This window comes from Arenibacter palladensis (assembly GCF_900129275.1).
In the GTDB taxonomy this organism is placed as follows: domain Bacteria; phylum Bacteroidota; class Bacteroidia; order Flavobacteriales; family Flavobacteriaceae; genus Arenibacter; species Arenibacter palladensis.
In genome coordinates, this window is the sequence record NZ_FQUX01000001.1 from 170,174 (window position 1) to 191,285 (window position 21,112).

The 21,112-nt window shown below is 40.7% G+C and carries 24 protein-coding genes; 14 read left to right on the forward strand and 10 right to left on the reverse strand.

Translation table 11 applies throughout. The annotated features are described in order from the left end of the window. The first annotated feature begins 53 nt into the window (after positions 1–53). The 4 genes from metG (at position 54) to BUA60_RS00595 (ending at position 5,167) form a co-directional block, all read left to right on the forward strand. Entirely contained in the window at positions 54–2,138 is a 2,085-nt protein-coding gene (gene metG / locus BUA60_RS00580; protein ID WP_072859823.1) for a methionine--tRNA ligase, read from the forward strand. Positions 2,139–2,189: 51 nt separating this feature from the next. Beyond that, positions 2,190–4,313: a Tex family protein gene (locus BUA60_RS00585; RefSeq protein ID WP_072860783.1), complete on the forward strand. Its 2,124-nt coding sequence runs from the start codon at positions 2,190–2,192 to the stop codon at positions 4,311–4,313. Between the two features lie 70 nt (positions 4,314–4,383). Then, positions 4,384–4,902: a ferritin gene (locus BUA60_RS00590; RefSeq protein WP_072859824.1), complete on the forward strand. Its 519-nt coding sequence runs from the start codon at positions 4,384–4,386 to the stop codon at positions 4,900–4,902. A 70-nt stretch (positions 4,903–4,972) separates the two neighbouring features. Next, a complete protein-coding gene (locus BUA60_RS00595; RefSeq protein ID WP_072859825.1) occupies positions 4,973–5,167 on the forward strand; it encodes a hypothetical protein in 195 nt (64 codons plus the stop codon). Positions 5,168–5,874: 707 nt separating this feature from the next. Here the strand turns inward: BUA60_RS00595 and BUA60_RS00600 are convergent. Continuing rightward, a complete protein-coding gene (locus BUA60_RS00600; RefSeq protein ID WP_031442041.1) occupies positions 5,875–6,207 on the reverse strand; it encodes a single-stranded DNA-binding protein in 333 nt (110 codons plus the stop codon). Between the two features lie 262 nt (positions 6,208–6,469). Between BUA60_RS00600 and BUA60_RS00605 the strand changes: the two genes are divergently transcribed. From BUA60_RS00605 to BUA60_RS00630, 6 genes are all read left to right on the forward strand, one after another. Then, positions 6,470–6,844, forward strand: a complete 375-nt coding sequence (locus tag BUA60_RS00605; protein ID WP_072859826.1) for a DUF1304 domain-containing protein — start codon at positions 6,470–6,472, stop codon at positions 6,842–6,844. 117 nt (positions 6,845–6,961) lie between these two features. Continuing rightward, positions 6,962–7,540 carry a pentapeptide repeat-containing protein gene (locus BUA60_RS00610; protein ID WP_317043173.1) on the forward strand — a complete coding sequence of 193 codons (579 nt, stop codon included), beginning with the start codon at positions 6,962–6,964 and terminating at the stop codon, positions 7,538–7,540. A 70-nt stretch (positions 7,541–7,610) separates the two neighbouring features. Continuing rightward, positions 7,611–8,099, forward strand: coding sequence for a DUF6265 family protein (locus BUA60_RS00615; protein WP_072859827.1), 489 nt, complete (start codon positions 7,611–7,613; stop codon positions 8,097–8,099). Beyond that, positions 8,096–8,482 carry an SMU1112c/YaeR family gloxylase I-like metalloprotein gene (gene gloA2 / locus BUA60_RS00620; RefSeq protein WP_072859828.1) on the forward strand — a complete coding sequence of 129 codons (387 nt, stop codon included), beginning with the start codon at positions 8,096–8,098 and terminating at the stop codon, positions 8,480–8,482. Before BUA60_RS00615 ends, gloA2 begins: the two co-directional genes overlap by 4 nt. Further along, on the forward strand, positions 8,479–9,087 hold the full coding sequence (locus tag BUA60_RS00625; RefSeq protein WP_072859829.1) for an LbetaH domain-containing protein: 609 nt from the start codon (positions 8,479–8,481) through the stop codon (positions 9,085–9,087). The genes gloA2 and BUA60_RS00625 overlap by 4 nt, the downstream gene beginning before the upstream one ends. 7 nt (positions 9,088–9,094) lie before the next feature. Then, positions 9,095–9,445: a hypothetical protein gene (locus BUA60_RS00630; protein ID WP_072859830.1), complete on the forward strand. Its 351-nt coding sequence runs from the start codon at positions 9,095–9,097 to the stop codon at positions 9,443–9,445. Between the two features lie 117 nt (positions 9,446–9,562). Here BUA60_RS00630 and BUA60_RS00635 read toward each other — a convergent pair whose 3' ends face one another. Further along, a complete protein-coding gene (locus BUA60_RS00635; RefSeq protein ID WP_069859037.1) occupies positions 9,563–10,027 on the reverse strand; it encodes a CBS domain-containing protein in 465 nt (154 codons plus the stop codon). A gap of 217 nt (positions 10,028–10,244) precedes the next feature. On the opposite strand from BUA60_RS00635, the gene BUA60_RS00640 reads away from it, so the two are divergent. The 4 genes from BUA60_RS00640 to BUA60_RS00655 all read left to right on the forward strand — a co-directional run bounded on the left by BUA60_RS00640 (position 10,245) and on the right by BUA60_RS00655 (position 14,680). Continuing rightward, positions 10,245–12,527 carry a M28 family peptidase gene (locus BUA60_RS00640; RefSeq protein ID WP_072859831.1) on the forward strand — a complete coding sequence of 761 codons (2,283 nt, stop codon included), beginning with the start codon at positions 10,245–10,247 and terminating at the stop codon, positions 12,525–12,527. Then, complete coding sequence (locus tag BUA60_RS00645) at positions 12,524–13,333, forward strand: SDR family oxidoreductase (protein ID WP_072859832.1); 810 nt, start codon at positions 12,524–12,526, stop codon at positions 13,331–13,333. Before BUA60_RS00640 ends, BUA60_RS00645 begins: the two co-directional genes overlap by 4 nt. 122 nt (positions 13,334–13,455) lie before the next feature. After that, complete coding sequence (locus tag BUA60_RS00650; protein WP_072859833.1) at positions 13,456–13,830, forward strand: hypothetical protein; 375 nt, start codon at positions 13,456–13,458, stop codon at positions 13,828–13,830. A 136-nt stretch (positions 13,831–13,966) separates the two neighbouring features. Then, positions 13,967–14,680 (forward strand): hypothetical protein, encoded by a 714-nt coding sequence (locus BUA60_RS00655; protein WP_072859834.1) that lies wholly within the window; start codon positions 13,967–13,969, stop codon positions 14,678–14,680. Positions 14,681–14,799: 119 nt separating this feature from the next. Here the strand turns inward: BUA60_RS00655 and BUA60_RS00660 are convergent, their stop codons facing one another. The 8 genes from BUA60_RS00660 to speB form a co-directional block, all read right to left on the reverse strand. Continuing rightward, positions 14,800–15,300, reverse strand: a complete 501-nt coding sequence (locus BUA60_RS00660; protein ID WP_245802483.1) for a nuclear transport factor 2 family protein — start codon at positions 15,298–15,300, stop codon at positions 14,800–14,802. Then, the gene (locus tag BUA60_RS00665; protein ID WP_072859836.1) at positions 15,293–15,787 is read right to left on the reverse strand and encodes a hypothetical protein; all 495 of its coding nucleotides are present in this window, start codon (positions 15,785–15,787) and stop codon (positions 15,293–15,295) included. The genes BUA60_RS00660 and BUA60_RS00665 overlap by 8 nt, the downstream gene beginning before the upstream one ends. Positions 15,788–15,990: 203 nt before the next feature. Continuing rightward, positions 15,991–17,367 (reverse strand): 30S ribosomal protein S6--L-glutamate ligase, encoded by a 1,377-nt coding sequence (gene rimK / locus BUA60_RS00670; RefSeq protein WP_072859837.1) that lies wholly within the window; start codon positions 17,365–17,367, stop codon positions 15,991–15,993. Positions 17,368–17,485: 118 nt separating this feature from the next. Continuing rightward, positions 17,486–17,902: a VOC family protein gene (locus BUA60_RS00675; protein WP_072859838.1), complete on the reverse strand. Its 417-nt coding sequence runs from the start codon at positions 17,900–17,902 to the stop codon at positions 17,486–17,488. Positions 17,903–18,081: 179 nt separating this feature from the next. After that, positions 18,082–18,861: an RMD1 family protein gene (locus BUA60_RS00680; RefSeq protein ID WP_072859839.1), complete on the reverse strand. Its 780-nt coding sequence runs from the start codon at positions 18,859–18,861 to the stop codon at positions 18,082–18,084. Between the two features lie 6 nt (positions 18,862–18,867). Next, the gene (locus BUA60_RS00685) at positions 18,868–19,182 is read right to left on the reverse strand and encodes a hypothetical protein (RefSeq protein ID WP_031442019.1); all 315 of its coding nucleotides are present in this window, start codon (positions 19,180–19,182) and stop codon (positions 18,868–18,870) included. A 3-nt stretch (positions 19,183–19,185) separates the two neighbouring features. Next, entirely contained in the window at positions 19,186–20,163 is a 978-nt protein-coding gene (locus BUA60_RS00690) for a deoxyhypusine synthase family protein (RefSeq protein ID WP_072859840.1), read from the reverse strand. After that, positions 20,150–21,094, reverse strand: a complete 945-nt coding sequence (gene speB / locus BUA60_RS00695) for an agmatinase (RefSeq protein WP_072859841.1) — start codon at positions 21,092–21,094, stop codon at positions 20,150–20,152. Before speB ends, BUA60_RS00690 begins: the two co-directional genes overlap by 14 nt. Positions 21,095–21,112 lie beyond the last annotated feature (18 nt).

Genomic DNA, 21,112 nt, shown 5'->3' on the forward strand with positions numbered 1-21,112 from the left:
AATACGCCAGCTGCAAGTAAAAATCTTTATTTTTGCACCCTAATCCAAAAATAATGTCGCAGAACCTTAAGCAGCCAGCAAGATATACCATAACAGCAGCCCTACCATATACCAACGGCCCTATACATATTGGCCATTTGGCAGGCGTTTATGTGCCCGCGGATATCTATGCCAGATACTTGAGATTAAATGGAAATGATGTGGCCTTCGTATGCGGAAGTGACGAACACGGGGTTGCCATTTCCATGAAAGCCAAAAAAGAAGGTGTAAGCCCCCAAAACATAATAGATAAATACCACGGTATTATTAAGCAATCCTTTCAGGATTTTGGAATTACCTTCAACAACTATTCAAGGACATCTGCAGAAGTCCATCATAAAACAGCCTCCGATTTCTTTGTAAAACTATATGAACAAGGAGATTTTATTGAGGAAACTACAGAACAATTATATGACGAAGAGGCAAAGCAATTTTTGGCCGATCGTTTTGTAATCGGTACCTGCCCAAAATGTGGCCATGAGGAAGCTTATGGGGATCAGTGTGAAAATTGTGGCTCCACTTTAAATGCCACGGACCTGATCAACCCAAAATCTACCATTTCCGGAGCAGTACCATCACTAAAAGAAACCAAGCACTGGTTTCTTCCCTTGGACCGCTACGAGGATTTCTTAAAAACTTGGATACTGGAAGGCCATAAAAATGACTGGAAGCCCAATGTTTACGGACAATGTAAATCTTGGATCGATGACGGACTAAAGCCTAGGGCGGTAACCCGCGATCTAGACTGGGGAATCCCGGTCCCTGTTGAAGGAGGGGAAGGCAAGGTATTGTATGTTTGGTTCGATGCCCCAATAGGTTATATTTCCTCTACCAAAGAATGGGCAGCAAGGGAAGGTAAGGACTGGGAACCCTATTGGAAGTCCAAGGACACTAAAATGGTACATTTTATCGGCAAGGATAATATTGTATTCCACTGTATTATATTCCCAAGCATGCTTAAAGCACATGGCGATTTTATATTACCGGAAAATGTGCCTGCGAACGAATTCTTAAACTTGGAAGGCAACAAACTGTCCACTTCCAAGAATTGGGCGGTGTGGCTGCATGAGTATTTGGAGGAATTTCCCAATATGCAGGATGTACTTAGATATACCCTGACCGCGAATGCCCCCGAAACCAAGGACAACGATTTTACCTGGAAGGACTTTCAGGCCAGGAACAACAATGAATTGGTAGCCATTTATGGGAACTTCATCAACCGTGTCGTAGTGCTTACCAACAAGTATTACAATGGTAATGTGCCCTCTCCGGGTGCCTATAGCCAGGTAGATAAGGAAACTCTGGCCGAGCTTAAAAAGTATCCCGAGATCATTTCCAGCTCCATAGAAAGATACCGTTTCCGTGAAGCCGGACAGGAAGTTATGAATTTGGCGCGACTTGGAAATAAATATTTGGCGGATGAGGAGCCATGGAAAGTAATTAAACAGGATGAGGAAAGGGTAAAGACCATTATGTTTGTTGCCCTTCAAATAGCTTCGGCTTTGGCAGTATTAAGCGAGCCTTTCCTGCCTTTTACCGCCGCTAAGCTTAAAAAAATCCTCAATATCTCCCAAAGTTCAACGGAGGGTTCCCTTGAATGGAAAGACATTTCGGAAAAAGAAACATTACTCCCAGCAGAACATCAGATAAACCAAGCCGAGTTACTTTTCAGCAAAGTAGAGGACGAAACTATTCAGGCGCAATTGGACAAACTGGAAGCTACCAAAAAAGAAAATGAAAACATGAACAAAGAAGTGGACCCACAAAAAGACACCATTACCTTTGACGATTTCACTAAATTGGATATGCGCGTAGGTACCATCATCGAAGCCGAGAAAATGCCGAAAGCTAAAAAACTTCTGGTTTTAAAGGTGGATACCGGTCTGGACATAAGAACCATAGTATCGGGAATCGCTGAAAGCTTTTCTCCGCAGGACATCATTGGAAAAAAGGTAACCGTGTTGGTCAATTTGGCCCCTAGGGCCTTACGTGGCGTGGACAGTGAGGGCATGATCCTGATGACGGAAAATGCAGATGGCAAATTGGTTTTCATCAATCCCGATGAAGATGGTGTTGACAATGGTGAGACTATAAATTAGGTCTTGGCTCCGCCTTTAAATTGGCATTCCAAGATGAAAACAAAATACCCCATGAATCTTATATCCTACATCTCCAAAAACACCCAACTCCCATTAAAAGGCATTGAAAATACGGTTGCCCTATTAAATGAGGATTGCACGGTACCCTTTATTTCCCGTTACCGAAAAGAACGGACAGGAAATTTGGACGAAGTACAAATTGGTGCCATAGTACAGTACAAATCGCAGTTTGAAGCTTTGGAAAAACGCAAATTGGCCATCCTTAAGGCAATAGAGGAGCAGGAGGAACTAAGCCCTGAGTTGGCCAAAAAAATAAATGATGCCGAGGACCTCACCACCTTGGAGGACCTTTATCTACCCTTCAAAAAAAAGCGTAAAACCAAGGCGGAAACAGCTAAGAAAAATGGCTTGGAGCCCTTGGCTAAAATTATTTTGGCCCAGCGGATCGATGAAATCGATTTTGAGGCATCAAAATACATCAATGATGCGGTTCCCAATGAAGATGATGCCTTGGAAGGAGCCCGACATATAATTGCGGAATGGATCAATGAGCGCAGTGATATCCGAAATCAGATCAGGACCCAATTGGAAAAATTCGCCCTTATTTCCACCAAGGTCGTTGCCAACAAAAAGGACGATGAGAAAGCCCAAAAATTTAGGGACTATTTTGAATGGAGCGAACCCCTAAATAGATGTCCATCGCACCGACTCCTGGCCATACTACGAGCGGAAAACGAAGGTTTTATCCGTGTTAAAATTGAAATAGACGATGAAAAGGCCATCTCCAATATGGAGTATAGGATCATCAAAAACAATAATGCAACCACCCCCCATCTTCAATTGGCCATACAAGATGCCTATAAGAGGTTGCTATTCCCCTCCCTTTCCAATGAAATTCTAAAATCTGCCAAGGAAAAAGCGGATGAGTCCGCCATTCAGGTATTTTCCAAAAACCTGAAACAGCTGTTGTTGGGGTCACCTTTGGGCGAAAAAAGAATTTTGGCTATAGATCCCGGCTTTAGAACGGGCTGTAAAGTGGTTTGTCTTAGCGCTCAGGGCGATTTGGAGCACAACGAGACCATTTATCCCCATGCACCTCAAAACGACAGTACCGGCGCTATAAAGAAAATAAGTTCCTTGGCGGATGCCTATAAGATTGAAGCCATAGCCATAGGTAATGGTACCGCCTCCAGGGAAACGGAGCAATTAATAAAGCGGATTCAATTCAAGAATAATATTGAGGTGTTTGTGGTCAGTGAGGCCGGTGCCTCCATTTATTCCGCTTCCAAAATTGCGAGGGAAGAATTCCCCAATTACGATGTTACCGTTAGGGGTGCCGTATCCATCGGAAGACGCCTGGCAGATCCCCTGGCAGAATTGGTAAAAATAGATGCCAAATCTATCGGGGTCGGACAATATCAGCATGACGTTGACCAGAATCTATTAAAAAACTCCTTGGACACTGTGGTGGAGAGTTGTGTAAATACCGTAGGCGTAAACATTAATACGGCCAGTGTACCCTTACTCAGCTATGTTTCCGGAATTGGCCCTAAACTGGCCGAAAATATTGTTGCCTATAGGAACGAAAATGGCGCCTTTACCAGTAGGAGCGAAATAAAAAAAGTGCCCCGTTTGGGAGAAAAGGCCTTTGAACAGGGGGCTGCATTTTTACGTATCAAGCAGGCAAAGAATCCGCTGGATGATTCCGCAGTGCATCCGGAAAGTTATTCCCTTGTACAAAAAATGGTGAAAGACCAGGGAGTGCCCCTGTCTGAAATAATAGGAAACAAGGAAGTCCTAAAAAAAATCGATCTAAAACAATATTGCACCGAAAACGTGGGATTGCCCACTTTACAGGATATTGTAAAGGAATTGGAGAAACCGGGACTGGACGTTAGGGAAAAGGCCAAGGTCTTTACCTTTAATCAGAACATCAGGACCATTTCCGATCTAAAAGAGGGACAATTACTACCGGGAATAGTGAACAACATTACCAATTTTGGCTGTTTTGTAGATGTAGGCATCAAGGAAAGTGGACTGATCCATATCTCCAATCTATCCGATAGTTTTGTAAAAGATGTGAACGAACATGTTAGCTTACACCAACAAATTATCGTTAAGGTGCTGGAAGTGGACATTCCCAGAAAACGTATACAGTTGGCATTGCACAAATAACTCCAAATCTTAAGTTAAGAGCTGGCAAAAAGAGCCATTTATTTGTAACTTTAGTTAAAATTTGAAACTTATGTTGTCCGAAAAACTAGAAAAAGCATTGAACGAACAGGTCCGTATAGAGGCCGAATCTTCACAGGTATATTTATCCATGGCCTCTTGGGCCGAAGGCAAAGGATTGGAGGGTATTGCACAATTTATGTACAACCAATCGGATGAGGAGCGTTTGCACATGCTCAAGCTGGTAAAATACATCAATGAAAGGGGCGGGCACGCCTTTGTTTCTGCTCTTAACGCACCAAAAACCGACTTTGGCAGTTTTCAGAAAATGTTCCACGAGTTATTGGAGCATGAAATTTTTGTTTCCAATAGCATTAACGAATTGGTACATGTAACACTGCAGGAAAAGGACTATGCTACCCATAATTTTCTTCAATGGTATGTGGCAGAACAAATCGAGGAAGAGGCCTTGGCCCGCAATATTTTGGACAAGATCAACCTTATTGGGAACGACAAAGGCGGCCTTTATTTGTTCGATCGTGATATACAGCAGATTACAGCCAATAGTGCGGCCATAACACCAAAGGCATAAATTTAACATTTAATCTTATTTAGATTTAATAAAAATAAATACTTTTGCCCAGTTATTATTCCAATCTCCAGTGGGTAAAAAGAAGAAACAGGGCAAGAAAGAGGAAAAAAAGCTTAAAAAGGCTTTAAAAAAAGAGCAAAAAGCGGCTCTCAAGGAAATGGTTCCACATGGCTGTAAGACCAAGTGTTGCGACAAATACAAAAAGTCGGAATCCAAAAGGTGCAGTCGCTGTCCTTGTTTTGATCTGATGAAGAAGGTGGCGTAAACTTTGACAACCTTGCGCATTTCGAGCATTGCGCATTTAATTGACTTACGATAATCGCGGCACGGTGAAGTAATCTCACAGCTGTGTGCCAATAACGAACAGCAGTAATCAAAATCATACAGATTGCCACGTCCCTAACGATCCCTGTCTACCGATAGGCAGGCTCGCAATGACGCCTCATTGGGACTAACAAACCAAAAAGCCTTAACGACCATAGTTGCACGTCATTGCGAACTTGACTGCCCGCAGGCAGGCTTAGTGAAGCAATCTCAAAGTTGTGCTCACCGAACCAACAGATTGCTTCGTCACTATCGCTCCCTGTCTACCGATAGGCAGGCTCGCAATGACGTTGCAAATTTTGATTTCCGATCCAACAATCCGTCATTGCCAATGGGACTGTCCATAGACAGGCCTAGTGAAGCAATCCCATAGTTGTGCGCCAAGAATAAACAGCAGTAACCAAAATCAAACAGATTGCCACGTCACTAACGTTCCCTGTCTACCGTTAGGCAGGCTCGCAATGACGCCTCATTGGGGCTAACAATAACTTTTTTAGATTCATTTGCAATTCTCCAATTAGTAATCGCACGGAAATACCCTCCCAAAAAAGCAAAAGAAGCAACCCTTAGTTCCCTAAACAGACCCATAGGATTACTTCTTGCTACGCGACTATGTCCGGTAAAAACTTCCGGATCTGATATACCGGGTTATTTTCCCAACATCAGGAGTTCATTACATCGAATTTCAGTGATGTACCTTTTTTCCCCTTCCTTGGTTTCATAAGAGCGAGTGGTCAATTTTCCTTCAACGGCAACTTCCTTACCCTTGTTGAGATAGTTTTCCACAATTTCAGCCGTCTTGCCCCAAGCCACAACATTGTGCCATTGGGTATCCGTTACCTTTTCCCCCTTGGCATTTTTGTAGGTCTCATTGGTAGCAATGGCGAATTTGGCCAATTTGCCACCTCCGTCTAGATTAATAATTTCCGGATCGTTACCCAAGTTCCCAATCAACTGTACTCTGTTTCTAAGTGCGTTCATAATACATAATTTTTAAATCCCGAATCCACGGGAAAGGTTAAACAGTTAATGATTTTTGATGGGACAAACTTAGCTTGCCCTCCAAATGTTATTCGGTTGAAAAGTATTTAATTTCGTTTGTTATCGTTTGTAGTCGTTTGTAAATGTATATAGCCCCCCCCTTATGGTTCATAAACCCCTCCACAATACACTGACTTGCAACGACGATAAATCAATGGAATCCCCTATATTTAGAACAAAATAATCCTTGCATAATCACAATATGGAGATCGTCTTAAAAATTCTTATAGGCATTATAGCCCTTGAACACCTTTATATTTTGTACATGGAAATGTTTGCCTGGGAAACCTTGGGCAAAAAAACATTTAGAAAAGCACTTCCGGAGCATATGTTTAAACCTACCAAAGGACTGGCTGCCAACCAAGGACTCTACAACGGATTTTTGGCCGCCGGGCTTATTTGGACATTTTTTATCAAAGACCCAGCTTGGAGCACCAATATCTCCATTTTCTTTCTTAGCTGTGTGGCCATTGCGGGCATTTATGGTGCTTGGTCCGCCAGTAAAAAAATATTCGTGGTGCAGGCCTTACCAGCTCTAATAGCACTTTTATTACAGTGGTTTGTTTCTTACTTTTAATCATAGAACTATGGACCAAACAAAATCAAAATAAGCAGTAACCTATTCGCTAGCTATAATATTCTTTCCTTTGCATTTTCTTTCCCCAAAGAATATTTAATTGATCAAAATTGGAATATGAGTATGAGCAATCCATTTATTTCGGACCAAACCTTTAAAGGAATCGACTTTACTTCCAAACCTCTATCCAAAGGAGATTATGAGAACTGTATTTTCGACTCCTGCACCTTTTCCAAAGGGGATATATCCAACATCGCTTTTATGGAATGTGTTTTTACCGATTGCGATCTAAGCAATGTAAACCTAAAGAATACCACCTTTAAGGAAACTCTTTTTAAAAGGTGTAAGCTTTTGGGAATACGTTTTGACCATTGCAATGATTTTCTACTGTCATTCAATTTCCATGACTGCACCTTGGACCTGTCCTCTTTTTATACATTAAAACTCAAGAATACTACCTTCAATAATTGCAAGATGATTTCGGTCGATTTTACGGAAGCCGACCTAACCCAAACAAAATTCGATTCCTGCAATCTTGAAGGGGCAGTCTTTGAGCATTGCAACCTAGAAAAGGCCGATTTTCAGACTGCTTTTAACTTTACCCTGGATCCGGAAAGGAATAAAATTGCCAAAGCCAAATTCTCCAAGGAAGGAGCCCTAGGTCTATTAAAGAAGTACAATATCCAGATAAGCTAAGGAGCAACAAAGAATTAATCGTTTGTAATCGGATAATTTGTACCTTATTACTTTCAAAACCAATCAGCACATGAAGTGGATCCTAATACTATTGCTCTTTGCCTACGCGCCTTCCTTTGGTCAGAATACCATTTCCTTTTCTAACGGAAAACCATCTCCTAAGGCCAGCCTTTTTGATGTTTCATGGATAGCAGGACACTGGAAGGGAGAGGCATTTGGCGGAATAACAGAAGAAATTTGGAGTCCTCCGCTGGGAGATTCCATGATGTTCGTGTTTAAATTGGTAGTAGACGACAAGGTGGCTATTTACGAGCTTGGCCATATTAGACAGGAAGGGGAAACCCTTATACTTCAATTGAGACACTTCAATGGAAATTTGACAGCTTGGGAGGAAAAAGAGAAAACAGTCGACTTTAAACTAGTAAAACTGGACGGTAATCGCGTCTATTTTGATGACTTTACTTTCGAGAAGATAAATGACTCAGAAATTAATATCTATGTCGTAATCGAGCAGGAAAATGGCTCCAAAGAGGAAGTTAAGTTTAATTATAAAAAATGATCTTAAACAAAGTACACCATATTGCCATCATTTGCTCTGATTATAAGAAATCGAAAAAATTCTATGTGGAAGACCTAGGTTTGGAACCCTTGCAAGAAATCTATAGGGATGAAAGGGACTCCTTCAAATTGGATTTGGCACTGAACGGCGAATACATCATAGAACTATTTTCATTTCCCAAACCACCTCCAAGAAACACAAGGCCAGAAGCAGCGGGATTAAGGCATTTGGCCTTTGAGGTGGACGATTTGGATACCAGCTTAGTGGAATTGTCCGGAAAAGGCATTCTGGCAGAGCCTGTTCGTACTGACGAGTTTACCCAGAAAAAATTCACTTTTATATTCGATCCGGACAATTTACCCATAGAACTCTACCAAAAATGACCACTATAGCCACTTATATAGCGCATTTTTACACCCATTTTCCCGGCCAAAAAGGAGTGCCTCCATGGGAAATAACTCCTTCCCTATCATCCATAATTACCAAAAAGATCCTAGAACTCAATTCTGAGGATTATGCCGTTAATAATGGAATGGCCATCCACAAAACTGCCGTAATCGAAAAAGGGGCAATTTTAAAAGGACCCCTCATTATTTCCCGAAACTGTTTTGTTGCCAGCCACGCTTATCTACGGGGTGGAGTGTTTTTGGACGAGGGGGTGAGGATAGGCCCTGGAAGTGAGATAAAGTCGAGTATTATTGGCCATCATTCGGCCATGGCCCATTTTAATTTTATAGGAGACAGCATTATTGGTGCTTATGTAAATTTTGAAGCGGGAGCACTTATTGCCAACCACTATAACGAAAGGTCCGATATGACCATTTGGGCCCAAGTAAATGGTATTAGGACCAATACCGGATCCATCAAATTTGGTGCCTTGGTCGGGGACAATTCAAAAATTGGGGCCAATGCCGTACTTTCCCCAGGCACTATATTATCCTCTGGATCCGTAGTAAAACGATTGGAGCTTATAGAACAAAACAACTGAACGAACCATGGAAAAAAAATGCTTGGAGTGCGGGGACAAAATTTTGGGCCGGATAGACAAGAAGTTCTGCTCGGACTATTGTAGAAATGCTTACAATAATAAACTGAACAAAGACAGTAAAAATCTCGTCAGGAACATAAATAACCGTCTCCGTAAAAATTACAGAATCTTGGATAGTTATCCCCTAACCGATGGCAAGACCAAAACCACCAAGACCCGATTAATGGACAAGGGTTTCGATTTTGAATATATCACCAATTTATATACCACCAAAAAAGGAACCACCTACTATTTTGTATATGATCTGGGCTATCTTCCGTTGGACAATGATTATTATATGATCGTGAAAAGGGAGTAGAACGTTACCTTTGATAAAGAATGCCCTTTAACTGTTTCAAGAAACAGTTAAAGGGCATAAAAATATAAGTTTTGTTGTTTTATTAGCCGTCAGCCCAGGGGAGGTGAAAGCAGCTTACTATTTATAGTTATGTCCGCTTAATTTAAGGGCTGCAATTACAATATCCTTACGACTTATTTGCCCTACCAATATCCCGTTTTTCATAACCGGCAATCTTCTTCTTTTATGTTTGTCGAAAATGCCTGCGGCATCAAAAATAGACATATCATGAGGTATGGTCTCTACCTCCTTTGTCATGAATCGCTCAACACTTTTGTCCAAAATAGGTTGATTAAAATAGCGGCTTTCCGAAATCTGTTTCATACAATCCGCCTCGGAGATAATACCTACCAAAAATCCGTTGTTGTCCAATACCGGACCTCCAGAAATATGATATTTGGCCAAATGCTCCATAACCGTTAAAATAGATTGATCAGGACTAAAGGTGATCAGCTTTTTTGTCATGTAGTCCTCTACTAAAATGGGAGCATCAAATTCCTTTTTTACGACCTTGCGAACTCCCTGAAAACTTTTTATTCCCATACCGTTTATTTTTAGGTTAATTTGAAAGATAATCTTTTTTAGATAATTACACAACTATTTAAGATTTAATCAGTTGTATTGATAAATTTTCATTAAAAATGTTACATATAATTCAAATAAGGGAAATTTTAAAAATCACATATTATCGGTTATACCTCACACAGCAATGTAATACAGGGATAATTTCTTACTTTTAAGTTTTTACCACATACGAACTATGAAGCAATATTCTTCTCCCATAACCCTTCTACTTCTTCTGCTTGCCATTTATTGGGGTTTCGAAGCCGCCATGCCAAGCTACACTCCGGACGCCAATATTGAAAATGTTTCATTTTCAACGGACAGGGCCCTGGTCCATGTAAAAAATATGTCCGAAAAACCACATGCCGTGGGATTTCCTGCACATTCAGAAGTTAGGGATTATATTATATCGGAATTGACCAAGTTGGGACTGGAAACAACTACCCAACAAGGTTATACCGCTGGGGACTGGGGGAATTTTAGTAGCGCAACCAATATATTGGCTAGGATAAAAGGCAGCGAAAAGGGAAAGGCCCTTCTTTTACTCTCGCATTACGATAGCAATCCCCATTCATCTATAGGCGCCAGCGATGCCGCCAGTGGGGTGGCAACCATATTGGAAGGCGTAAGGGCTTATTTGGAACAAAACAATACGCCTAAGAACGATATCATTATTCTAATTTCAGATGCTGAGGAATTGGGACTTAACGGAGCGGATTTATTTGTAAACAATCACCCATGGGTCAAGGAAACAGGATTGGTCTTAAATTTTGAAGCTCGGGGCAGTGGGGGGCCTTCCTATATGTTACTGGAAACCAATAGGGGAAATTCCAAAGTGATTGACGAGTTTATTAAGGCAAATCCAAAATATCCTGCAGCCAATTCCTTAGTCTATAGTGTTTACAAAATGCTTCCCAATGATACCGACCTAACCGTGTTCCGTGAGGATATGGACATAGAGGGCCTCAATTTTGCCTTTATAGACGACCATTATGACTACCATACCGCACGCGATAATTATGAGCGTTTGGACCGAAATACCCTAGCACACCAAGGCAGTTATCTCATGCCCCTTTTAAAGCACTTTGGCAACTCCGACCTCAGCGACCTGAAAAGCCCAAACGATTCCATATATTTTAACATTCCGTTCTTTAGATTGGTCTCATATCCCTTCGATTGGATTTTCCCTATGTTGGCACTTGCCATAATAGGCTTTTTAACACTTTTGATCCTGGGACTTAGAAATAGCTCCTTGGAGATCAAAGAAATTGGTAGGGGCTTTGTTCCCCTATTCCTGATTTTGGCCATTAACGGGGTGGTCGGGTATTTTGGTTGGACCGCACTTACCAATGTGTACCCGCAATACCAGGACATACTTCATGGCTTCACTTATAACGGTTATGCATACATTGCAGCTTTCGTACTCTTTTCAGTGGCAGTAGGTTTTTGGGCCTATCATAAATTTGGCAAGGCCCAAACCCAAAACCTCTTAATTGCCCCGTTGTTGCTGTGGCTAATTCTTTGCGCCCTAGTTGCCGTATATTTAAAAGGTGCCAGCTTTTTTATAATTCCCGTAATTGCATTGCTCGCCTCTTTGCTTATCCTAACTCACCAAAAATCGCCAAGTCCATACCTATTGTTATTTTTGGCTTTGCCTGCCATATGGATCTATTCCCCTCTTATTAAAATGTTCCCAGTGGGGCTTGGTCTTAAAATGATGATTACCGCTACCCTTCTGACCTCTTTGACCTTTTTCCTATTGCTTCCAGTTTTCGGTCCCTTAAAAAACAAAAACCGTTTGGCCTATATATTGCTACTACTCTGTTTTGGTTTTCTTTTGTCCGCCCATTTTTCTTCGGGCTTTGATAAAGAAAACGCGAAACCTACGAGTTTGGTCTATATACTTGACGCGGACAAAAACACTGCACAATGGGCCACCTATGATCATGTGCTATCCAGTTGGACATCGCAGTATATTGATGTGAACAAGGCCGAGCCAAAAAATGCAGCCTATGACGTCTTAAGCAGTAAATATGGAACGGGGTTCACCTACACTTCAGAAGCTCCGGTAAAAAATATTGCCCCTCCTACAATAGAAACTACTTTAGATACCATTATCGGGGACCATAGAAAATTGGAAATATGCATTACGCCACAGCGAAGCACCAACCGTTTGGAAATATTTACGAACGTTGTAGAAATTATTAAGGCCAATATAAATAAAATTGAACTATCCGATTACTATCTCAAAAATAGGATGAACAATAAGTTGATAACCCACTATGTCAGCAATAACGATTATACCGAATTACAAATCACTATTCCCAAGGACAGTGCTTTGGAACTTACCTTGTATGAGGCTTCCAACGATCTATTGAACAATCCGTTATTTACGGTGCCCCCAAGGCCCGAAGACAATATTCCTATGCCTTTTGTCCTAAATGATGCCATTTTGATCAGCAAAAAGATAAAGTTTTGAACAAAAAAATAGGCATTCTAGGTTGCGGGTGGTTAGGGTTACCCCTGGCCAAATCCCTCATTGATGATAAACATACGGTGTTTGGAACTACCACCTCCGATTCCAAAATGGAACTATTGCATAAAGCCAATATAGTACCATATACCATTGATCTAACAGAGAATGGAATTAAAGGCAACATCAAAGGCTTTCTCGCAGAATTAGACCTATTGATCATAAATGTCCCTCCAAAGCTGCGCTCGACCCCCAAAGAGAGCTATATCAAAAAAATGCAGCATTTATATGACGAAATAAATAAGACCAGTCTAGGCCGTATAATTTTTATTAGTAGCACCTCAGTATATGGGGACATAGAAGGACGGGTCACAGAAGACTCCCCTACCCGACCCAATACCGAGTCCGGTAAGCAGTTATTGGCTGCGGAAAATATTTTTTTGAACGATGGAAGCCTTAATACCACCATTATAAGATTTGGGGGTCTAATTGGCCCATCCAGGCATCCTGTAACCTTTTTGGCCGGTAAAACCGATCTTAGTAATGGCACTGACCCTGTAAACCTCATCCATCTAAATGATTGTATGGGAATTATAAAGTTGGTCATTAATGGAAATTGGGAGAATAAAGTGGTTAATGGAGTGTATCCCCTGCACCCTACAAAGGAGGCTTATTATACCTCGGAAGCTTTAAAAAGAGGACTTTTACCGCCCATGCACACCAAAAACTTAGATAAAATAGGAAACAAAAGCATAGAAAGTAAGTATTTAAATGTTAAAATTTACCATTATAACACTTCAATTGTAAGTTGATTCACCACACTTTTTTCAACTTTCACAACAAAGTCGCCCACTTTAGGTTAAATTATATCCTTGATTATTAACCGTTTATCGATTAGTACGTATCTTTAAATAAACGAATAAATTCAATTATCATGGAAAATTCAGGTCTAAAAACGAGAGTGCTTACCGAAATTGAAAAATTAATTTCCAAAAGCTGTTCCAAAAGCAAAATGTCCCCAAAATTTCAAAAACTGCATGTTGCCATATTGAAAAAATATTACAATGCTGCAGATGTATCCATCGACTATCACAGAAAGAGGGTCATCATGGATATTGTTATGGACGACAGCTGTTATGACCCGAAAAAAGTGAATTCCAGCCTTCCAATTCTTAGGGCAAATTTACTTTTTAAGAATTTAAAGGAGTTTTTAAGTTCTAGCTTGGACAAGGACAATGTGAGTATTGCATTTTACGCCAGACTTATAAGGGCATACGAAAACAGGAATGTTACGCTCACCGTTGTTTAACCCAGACCCAGACCAACCATATTAGAAAAAGGATGCCGATCGGCATCCTTTTTTATTGCCTATCCAAGGTTTAAGACATTCCTTAACAAATGGTTAGAAATAATTTACTAGTTTTGGCACACTAAAAATTAGAACAATGAAGAAAATAGTACTGATCCTCCTAATTATGGTAGGATTTACTGCAAATTCACAGACAAAAAGTGAATTGCTTAAGCATTATGAGGCCTATTATGACCAAATGAGACAACAGGGCGATATAAACGGGGTAATTAGCGCCATTACCCACCTAAACATACTTTCCCCCAGCAAAGAGCGTAACGACACCCTGGCTTACATTTACACCACGGACAATCAGCATTTACAAGCTTTAAACACGATTGGGATTGAAAAGAACGAATCGGACTCGGATTTGGCCGTACAGGTAAAAGCTATTTCCCTAAAAGCATTGAACCAACCAAAGAGGGCTTTGGAACAGTTTGAAATTCTTAATAAGAGAGGACCAAATCCTTATTTGGCATACGAATTGGCAGACCTAAAAATACAGACCGGTGACAATGAAGGTGCAGCCGCCAATATTGAATATGGAATTGCCAATGCCAAAGAAGAAATGAAATATGCATTCTATGAAAGGCAACAACCATACGAGGTTTCCTTAAAGGCTGCCTTTATACATTTAAAGGCCCTAGTAGAATTCAATAAGGATCAAACCGATATAGATGGTGCCCTGGCCACCATTGATGAAGCTTTAAAAATAGACCCCAATTTTAATTTGGCCAGTTTAAGTAGACAAGCTTTACAGTCCAGAAAAGAGAAACAAGAGAATAAGGAGCCACAAGCAACTAAGCAATAATCGAAATATACTGGAATTAACCTTATTGGCTCCCAATAATGGAAAACAACAAAAAACCACTGCTATACAGTGGTTTTTTGTTGCTCTAAAGATATATGCTTCCCCTTCCTAACAGGGGACTACTGTTTATTTAAATCTTCGATTATCCTATTGTCCTTTTCCTGCTTTATCAGGATTACCTCGGAAACATTTTCATTGGGAATAACCAGGGAGAGCACATAATGTGCAATTTTCCATTTTCCGGACTCTTTTCTAAGTACTCCTGAACCACGACATAGTTTAATCTGGGTATCCAATAATTCATCAAACCAGGCATAATCCCCCTCGTCATTGACATATACATTTCGTTCCACGGCTTTGAAGTTCCATGCCCTACCCTTATCAAAATGGGGCTTTGCATAGGCCTTAAATTCTTCCAACTGCCAATTCTCGGAAGCATCCGTACCTATGAACACGGCATCGGAAGTCATTAAATTAAAATAGGGATCAAATTCGGCGCTTGCTGCCGCTATGTGCCAGCTATCCAGAATATTCCCTATTTCTATTTTATCCTGGGGTCTTTGGGCCCTCAACGGTAAGGTAAAAAAGACCATCAAAACAAACACTAGAACCCTACTCACTTAATATGAGTATAGTGTCCAACTTACTGTTTACAATAACATTGAACTGGTTCCTAAATGCGTTATAAGCATCGATCATTTCTATGGTGGATGCCTTTGTACCATCCCTGTATTCCAAATTCCCCTTTGTTTTAAGAATATAGGTCTTAAAAACCTTTTGCCTGCTCTTAATCTGTGGCTTATCAAATGTTGCCGGGTAAGTAGATGCTTCCAGCGTTTTTTGTTTCTCTATCAAATCTTCAATGACCAGTACCAAATCCTCCCTATTTGCCACCCGATACAGTGATTCAAAAGTATTTTCCAAACCGATGAACTCCTGCCATTCCTTAATTATTGTCATGGCCTGTTCATTTATTTCCTTGGGCTTGGGGAGCGAATCAACGCTAAAAAACACTTCCGCCTTTTCTTCAACGGCCTCTATCTTTCCCTGTTGTTTACAAGAGCCCAACAAAATAAAAACACTGACGTAAAACAATATTCTTCCCATAGGGCGAAGGTACAAATTTTAATAAACGCTAGCTTTGGTAGCATTTATATTTAACCAAGCTTTAAGGCAAAACTCAATTTTTATAACCGGGTCCTTTAAGCAATTACCCCAACGCATTCAAATCTCACTTAGTAAGTAAAATTGGGAAGGCATGAACAATGGCCACAGCTTCCCAACGTATCCTTTTTAATTAGAATTAGGAACTAGACACTGAATTTGATCTTGCTCTCTATAGCCCGGATCATGATACTGGCAATATCCTTCCCAGTAGCATTTTCTATCCCTTCCAATCCTGGGGATGAATTAACCTCGAGCAGCAAGGGACCTTTGTTGGAACGAATGATGTCCACTCCGGCTACGGCCAGATTTAGTACTTTGGCCGCCTTTACCGCCAACTTCCTTTCTTCCGCAGTAATTCTTATAATGGATGCCTTGCCCCCTTGGTGAAGGTTTGCCCGGAATTCTCCTTTTTCGGCTTGGCGCTGTATGGAAGCCACAACTTTTCCATTTACCACAAAACAGCGGATATCCTGACCGTTTGCTTCCTTAATGAACTCTTGTACCAAGATATTGGTCTGTACGCTCTTAAAGGCGTTGATAACACTTTCTGCAGCCTTGTTTGTTTCTGCTAAGACCACGCCCTTACCTTGGGTACTTTCCAGTAACTTTATAATCAAAGGTGCCCCGTTGACCATCCTGATAAGATCCTTGGTATCCATGGGCGATTTGGCAAATCCGGTGATAGGGATATGTATATCATTTTTGGAAAAAAGCTGGGAAGCAAACAATTTATCCCTGGACTGGGTTATAGCCTCTGCCGAATTTAAGCAGTACACCCCAAGGTTATCGAACTGCCTTATCAAGGCACAACCGTAAAAGGTAACCGCTGGTTTTATCCTAGGTATAATGGCATCGAACTCATTTAATATGTTCCCTCCCCTATATCTAATCTCCGGGGAATTGGCATCGAGTTTCATATAGGCGTGCTCCACATTTAAAAACACCATATCATGCCCCATAGCCTCACCGGCCTCCATTATTCGCTTATTGCTGTACAACAATGGGTTACTGGCCAGCAATGCAATTTTAAGCCCTGTCTTTTCTTTAAAATGGGAGGCGTACCTCTGACTTATTTCCGTTGCCGTAAACTCCCCCAAATTAAAACTAACCGCGGGGTTTACCACAAAACGCTCATTGAGTGCCTCCCTGCCCAAAAGCATACGGTACTCCATTGTGTCCCTATTGGCCAAGGTGAGCTCTATATCAAAAGTATGATTGCCAACCCGTACCGGGGTCTTAATCACAAAACGCTCCTCGGATATCCCTGAAGAACTTTTTACCGTCCTCCGGTCTACCAAACGCGCCTTGCAGTCTATGTTAATCCCCCTATTGTCCTGCAAAGGATTAACCTCGAACTTTACCCATTCGTGGGCCCCTTTGGTATACACTTTTATATTATTTGCCTGTATGGAAGAAGTTTTAGCCCCGGAATCTACCCTAGCCTTTATAGCAGGAATCTCCAAATCCTCGAATACACACCATTCCTCACTACCAATAATATCCAGGTCCTTATACTTCATTTCTATATTTATATTTTTTTAATTAACTGCAAAATAAAACACTTGACCCCTGGGAATCAAGAATAATTGATTATTAATTTATTGAATGACGATAGACCTTGGGAAATAATCCTGAAAATCAGGACAAGAACATCTCTTTTGGTTTTTTGAAACATTTAAATTCTACCATATGCCCATTGGGATCCTGAATAAAAAAGGACTTATGCTCGCCTATCTTATCCTTTAAAAATACGACCTCGATCGTAAGTTCATATTCCGACTTCGTCAATTTGGCATGCAACTTATTCCAAGTGTCTTCATCCACAATGACCCCAAAGTGAAAAGAAGGCAACACGGTATCTTCGAATTTATAAGTCTTAAAGGCAAAATTAAAAATGCCTGCCTTGGTGAACGTAATCTGGTTTCCAAATAAATTAATATCCAGCCATCGGGAAGAGTGCCTTCCCAATTCGGCACCGATGACGTCTACGTAAAAATCTTCTGTTTTGCTTATACTTAGGCAGGGCAATGACATATGGAAAGGTGCATTTTTCATCTGTTTATATTTAATTCTTAATAAATGAGATCATCCCGACACCTATCGGGTGCAATTCGCCATTATACATCAACTCCCCTTAATAATAGGGTAGTTTCAAAAATTATACTGGCTAATTTCATAAGGCTTTGTTTTATTTTTGATGCTTTAACTAAGGTAGTAAAAAGATCAATTACAATTTACCTCCATAATCTAAATACAAAAAGATCCAAAACTTCTACCAATATCAATATTATAATCACCCATTCCAATCTACTGCTTTCCCTATGGTCCCAAATATCTTTGAACAATTCCAGATTTTCTTTTACAATCCCCAATTGTTCGTGAATATTTCTATACCTGATCTTTAGATCGAACGTCTGTTTTAGTTCCAGGTTTAATCTGTTCAGCTGCTCATTTTCCCAAGTGCTGTCGGGCTCGTCAAAAATATATAGGTTTTCCGATATCTGATTTTTAATATTCAGGACCTTCCCAATAAACTTCCTGAGCTTAATTCCCGAAATATTCAGTTTTCCTTTCTTTTCCAAATATTGAGTGTGTTCATTGGTCTCTTCCAATAGCTGTTGGGAAATTTCGGAATATTGGTCCAAGGCTACCGATTGGGAAGTATTCAACATTACCAATCTAATAAACTCGGCATCAAAACTGGGCAAGATTACTTTATCGAAAGCCACCTTTTGGTGGCCTTCGATTATTTCTACTTGTATTGTTTCTGTAAATTGGGGAGAATTTTTCTCCTTGGTAATAGCGGAAAGGGCGTCTAGAATCTTCGCTTTTTCATCCTCGGAATGATTAAAAAAGGATACCAGACCATATTGAAAGATATATACGAATTTTTTTTCGCCGTTTTTCAAATAGAGTTCATCACTGTCCGAAAACAATATTTTTAAAGGCAATTGGGATTTACATTGCCTAATATTGATCGAAGATGCTATATGAACGGCAACAACCTCAAACATCACGCGTTAATCATCGTCATCATCTCCCTCTACTCCTTCCAGATCCACATCTGGAATAGCCTCTGGATCGTCATCGTCAAAGTCCTCATAATCATCCTCATCGTAATTGGCCATAGTCTTTTCCAACTTGGCACTTATTTTGACAAGATATTTGGTATCCTCGGTGGTCACTTCAACGGCCTCGATACGCTCCCCTTGGGCATTCTTGAAGGAGATGATATTAAGATCGTCGTACCCATCCGGATACTTCTCAACCAAAAGTTTCAAAACTTCGGGAGTAAGTTTTTTAAAGTCTACAATAACTCTTTTTAAATTGTCCATATACTACATGTCTAATAGGTACGCAAAAATTAAGGGCGCAACAATGGTTGCATCACTTTCAATAATAAACTTAGGGGTATTTATATCCAATTTTCCCCAGGTAATTTTCTCATTCGGCACTGCGCCAGAGTAGGAACCATAACTTGTGGTAGAGTCGCTGATTTGGCAAAAATAACTCCAAAACGGCGTATCTGTCCTTTCAAGATCTTGGTACAACATAGGCACCACACAAATTGGGAAATCTCCGGCAATTCCACCACCTATCTGAAAAAATCCGATCCCTTTTTCAGAATTGGCGGTATACCAATCTGCCAGAAAGGTCATATATTCAATCCCGGACTTCATGGTACTGGCCTTTAATTCGCCTTTTACTACATAGGAAGCAAAAATATTCCCCATGGTACTGTCTTCCCAACCTGGGCAAACTATAGGTAAGTTCTTCTCCGCTGCAGCATACATCCACGAATCCTTAAGATCTATCTCATAGTATTCTTCCAGAACCCCGGAAAGCAACAATTTGTACATAAACTCATGTGGCAAATATCTTTCCCCAGCGTCCTCTGCTTTTTTCCAAATTTCAAAAATATGCTTTTGCAATCTTCGGAAGGCCTCATGCTCCGGAATACATGTATCCGTTACCCTGTTCAAGCCCTTCTCCAACAGGTCCCACTCATCCTGAGGGGTCAGATCGCGGTAATTGGGCACGCGTTTGTAATGGGAATGCGCCACCAGGTTCATGATATCCTCTTCCAAATTGGCCCCTGTACAGGATACGATATGCACCTTATCCTGACGGATAACCTCAGCAAATATCTTCCCCAATTCTGCCGTACTCATGGCCCCTGCCAAAGAGACCAGCATTTTGGAACCCTGTTTTAGTTGATCCTCATATCCCTTTGCGGCATCCACCAAAGCGGCCGCATTAAAATGTAAATAATACTTTTCAATAAAATTGGAGATCTCTCCTTTAGTCTTCGTCATCGTCGAATTTTGAATTATTGTTGCCTCCCACTTTGGAATCAACGTCATAAGTGTTGTCGTATTCGTCTTCTACGGCCTCACCCATAAATTTATAGCTAAGCATTTTGTAATATAATTTGGCTGCAAGGAAATCGGAAGTTTTATCCATTTTATTGGGACAAAGTTCCACAATATCAAATCCTACAACATTTTTATCCTCGAATACTTGTTTAAGAAACTCCAGGGTCTCATAGTAAAACAAGCCTCCCGGTTCTGGAGTACCGGTAGATGGCATAATGGACGGATCCAATGCATCCAGGTCAAAAGTTATAAAGACATTGTCCGTCATAAGATCTATTACCTTATCCGTCCAATACTCATCATTTACCATATCATGTGCGAAGAATGTTTTCTCCTCATCGATAAAGGTTTTTTCAATGGCATCCATACTGCGTATCCCAACCTGGATAAGGTTGGTGGTCTGACTTGCCTCGTGAACCGCGCAAGCGTGATTAAATTTACTGCCATTGTACGACTTCCTTATATCTGCATGTGCATCTATATGCAACACGGTAAGGTTATCAAAACACTCATTAAAGGCCCTAATGGTACCAATGGAAATTGAATGCTCGCCCCCGAAAAGGGTAACAAACTTGTTCCGTTTAATATACTCCTTGGTAACCTTGTGTACCGCGTTTACCATAGCTTCCGGAGAACTGTCCTCCTCTACGGCATTCGCCAAATATATCCCTTGCTGATAGACCTCCGTGTCGGTTTCAATATCATACCATTCCATATTTTCCGAAGCCTCCAAAAAAGCCTGCGGCCCTTTGTCCGCTCCTTTTCCCCAGGTACTGGTTCCATCATAAGGCACAGGTATCAAAACAACCTTTGCCTTTTCCAATTGCGCAAACTCGTCTGGTATGCCAGCGTAATTGTTAGTTGTATTCATTTGTTTAAAGTTTATTGA

Coding starts and splice junctions, on each gene's coding strand:
- BUA60_RS00585 (WP_072860783.1), top strand. CDS start 2,190: ATGAATCTTATATCCTACATCTCCAAAAACACCCAACTCCCATTAAAA.
- BUA60_RS00650 (WP_072859833.1), top strand. CDS start 13,456: ATGGAAAATTCAGGTCTAAAAACGAGAGTGCTTACCGAAATTGAAAAA.
- BUA60_RS00690 (WP_072859840.1), bottom strand. CDS start 20,163: ATGACGAAGACTAAAGGAGAGATCTCCAATTTTATTGAAAAGTATTAT.
- BUA60_RS00615 (WP_072859827.1), top strand. CDS start 7,611: ATGAAGTGGATCCTAATACTATTGCTCTTTGCCTACGCGCCTTCCTTT.
- speB (WP_072859841.1), bottom strand. CDS start 21,094: ATGAATACAACTAACAATTACGCTGGCATACCAGACGAGTTTGCGCAA.
- BUA60_RS00610 (WP_317043173.1), top strand. CDS start 6,962: ATGAGTATGAGCAATCCATTTATTTCGGACCAAACCTTTAAAGGAATC.
- BUA60_RS00605 (WP_072859826.1), top strand. CDS start 6,470: ATGGAGATCGTCTTAAAAATTCTTATAGGCATTATAGCCCTTGAACAC.
- BUA60_RS00655 (WP_072859834.1), top strand. CDS start 13,967: ATGAAGAAAATAGTACTGATCCTCCTAATTATGGTAGGATTTACTGCA.
- BUA60_RS00685 (WP_031442019.1), bottom strand. CDS start 19,182: ATGGACAATTTAAAAAGAGTTATTGTAGACTTTAAAAAACTTACTCCC.
- BUA60_RS00680 (WP_072859839.1), bottom strand. CDS start 18,861: ATGTTTGAGGTTGTTGCCGTTCATATAGCATCTTCGATCAATATTAGG.
- BUA60_RS00675 (WP_072859838.1), bottom strand. CDS start 17,902: ATGAAAAATGCACCTTTCCATATGTCATTGCCCTGCCTAAGTATAAGC.
- BUA60_RS00625 (WP_072859829.1), top strand. CDS start 8,479: ATGACCACTATAGCCACTTATATAGCGCATTTTTACACCCATTTTCCC.
- metG (WP_072859823.1), top strand. CDS start 54: ATGTCGCAGAACCTTAAGCAGCCAGCAAGATATACCATAACAGCAGCC.
- BUA60_RS00640 (WP_072859831.1), top strand. CDS start 10,245: ATGAAGCAATATTCTTCTCCCATAACCCTTCTACTTCTTCTGCTTGCC.
- gloA2 (WP_072859828.1), top strand. CDS start 8,096: ATGATCTTAAACAAAGTACACCATATTGCCATCATTTGCTCTGATTAT.
- BUA60_RS00600 (WP_031442041.1), bottom strand. CDS start 6,207: ATGAACGCACTTAGAAACAGAGTACAGTTGATTGGGAACTTGGGTAAC.
- BUA60_RS00590 (WP_072859824.1), top strand. CDS start 4,384: ATGTTGTCCGAAAAACTAGAAAAAGCATTGAACGAACAGGTCCGTATA.
- rimK (WP_072859837.1), bottom strand. CDS start 17,367: ATGAAGTATAAGGACCTGGATATTATTGGTAGTGAGGAATGGTGTGTA.
- BUA60_RS00665 (WP_072859836.1), bottom strand. CDS start 15,787: ATGGGAAGAATATTGTTTTACGTCAGTGTTTTTATTTTGTTGGGCTCT.
- BUA60_RS00635 (WP_069859037.1), bottom strand. CDS start 10,027: ATGGGAATAAAAAGTTTTCAGGGAGTTCGCAAGGTCGTAAAAAAGGAA.
- BUA60_RS00630 (WP_072859830.1), top strand. CDS start 9,095: ATGGAAAAAAAATGCTTGGAGTGCGGGGACAAAATTTTGGGCCGGATA.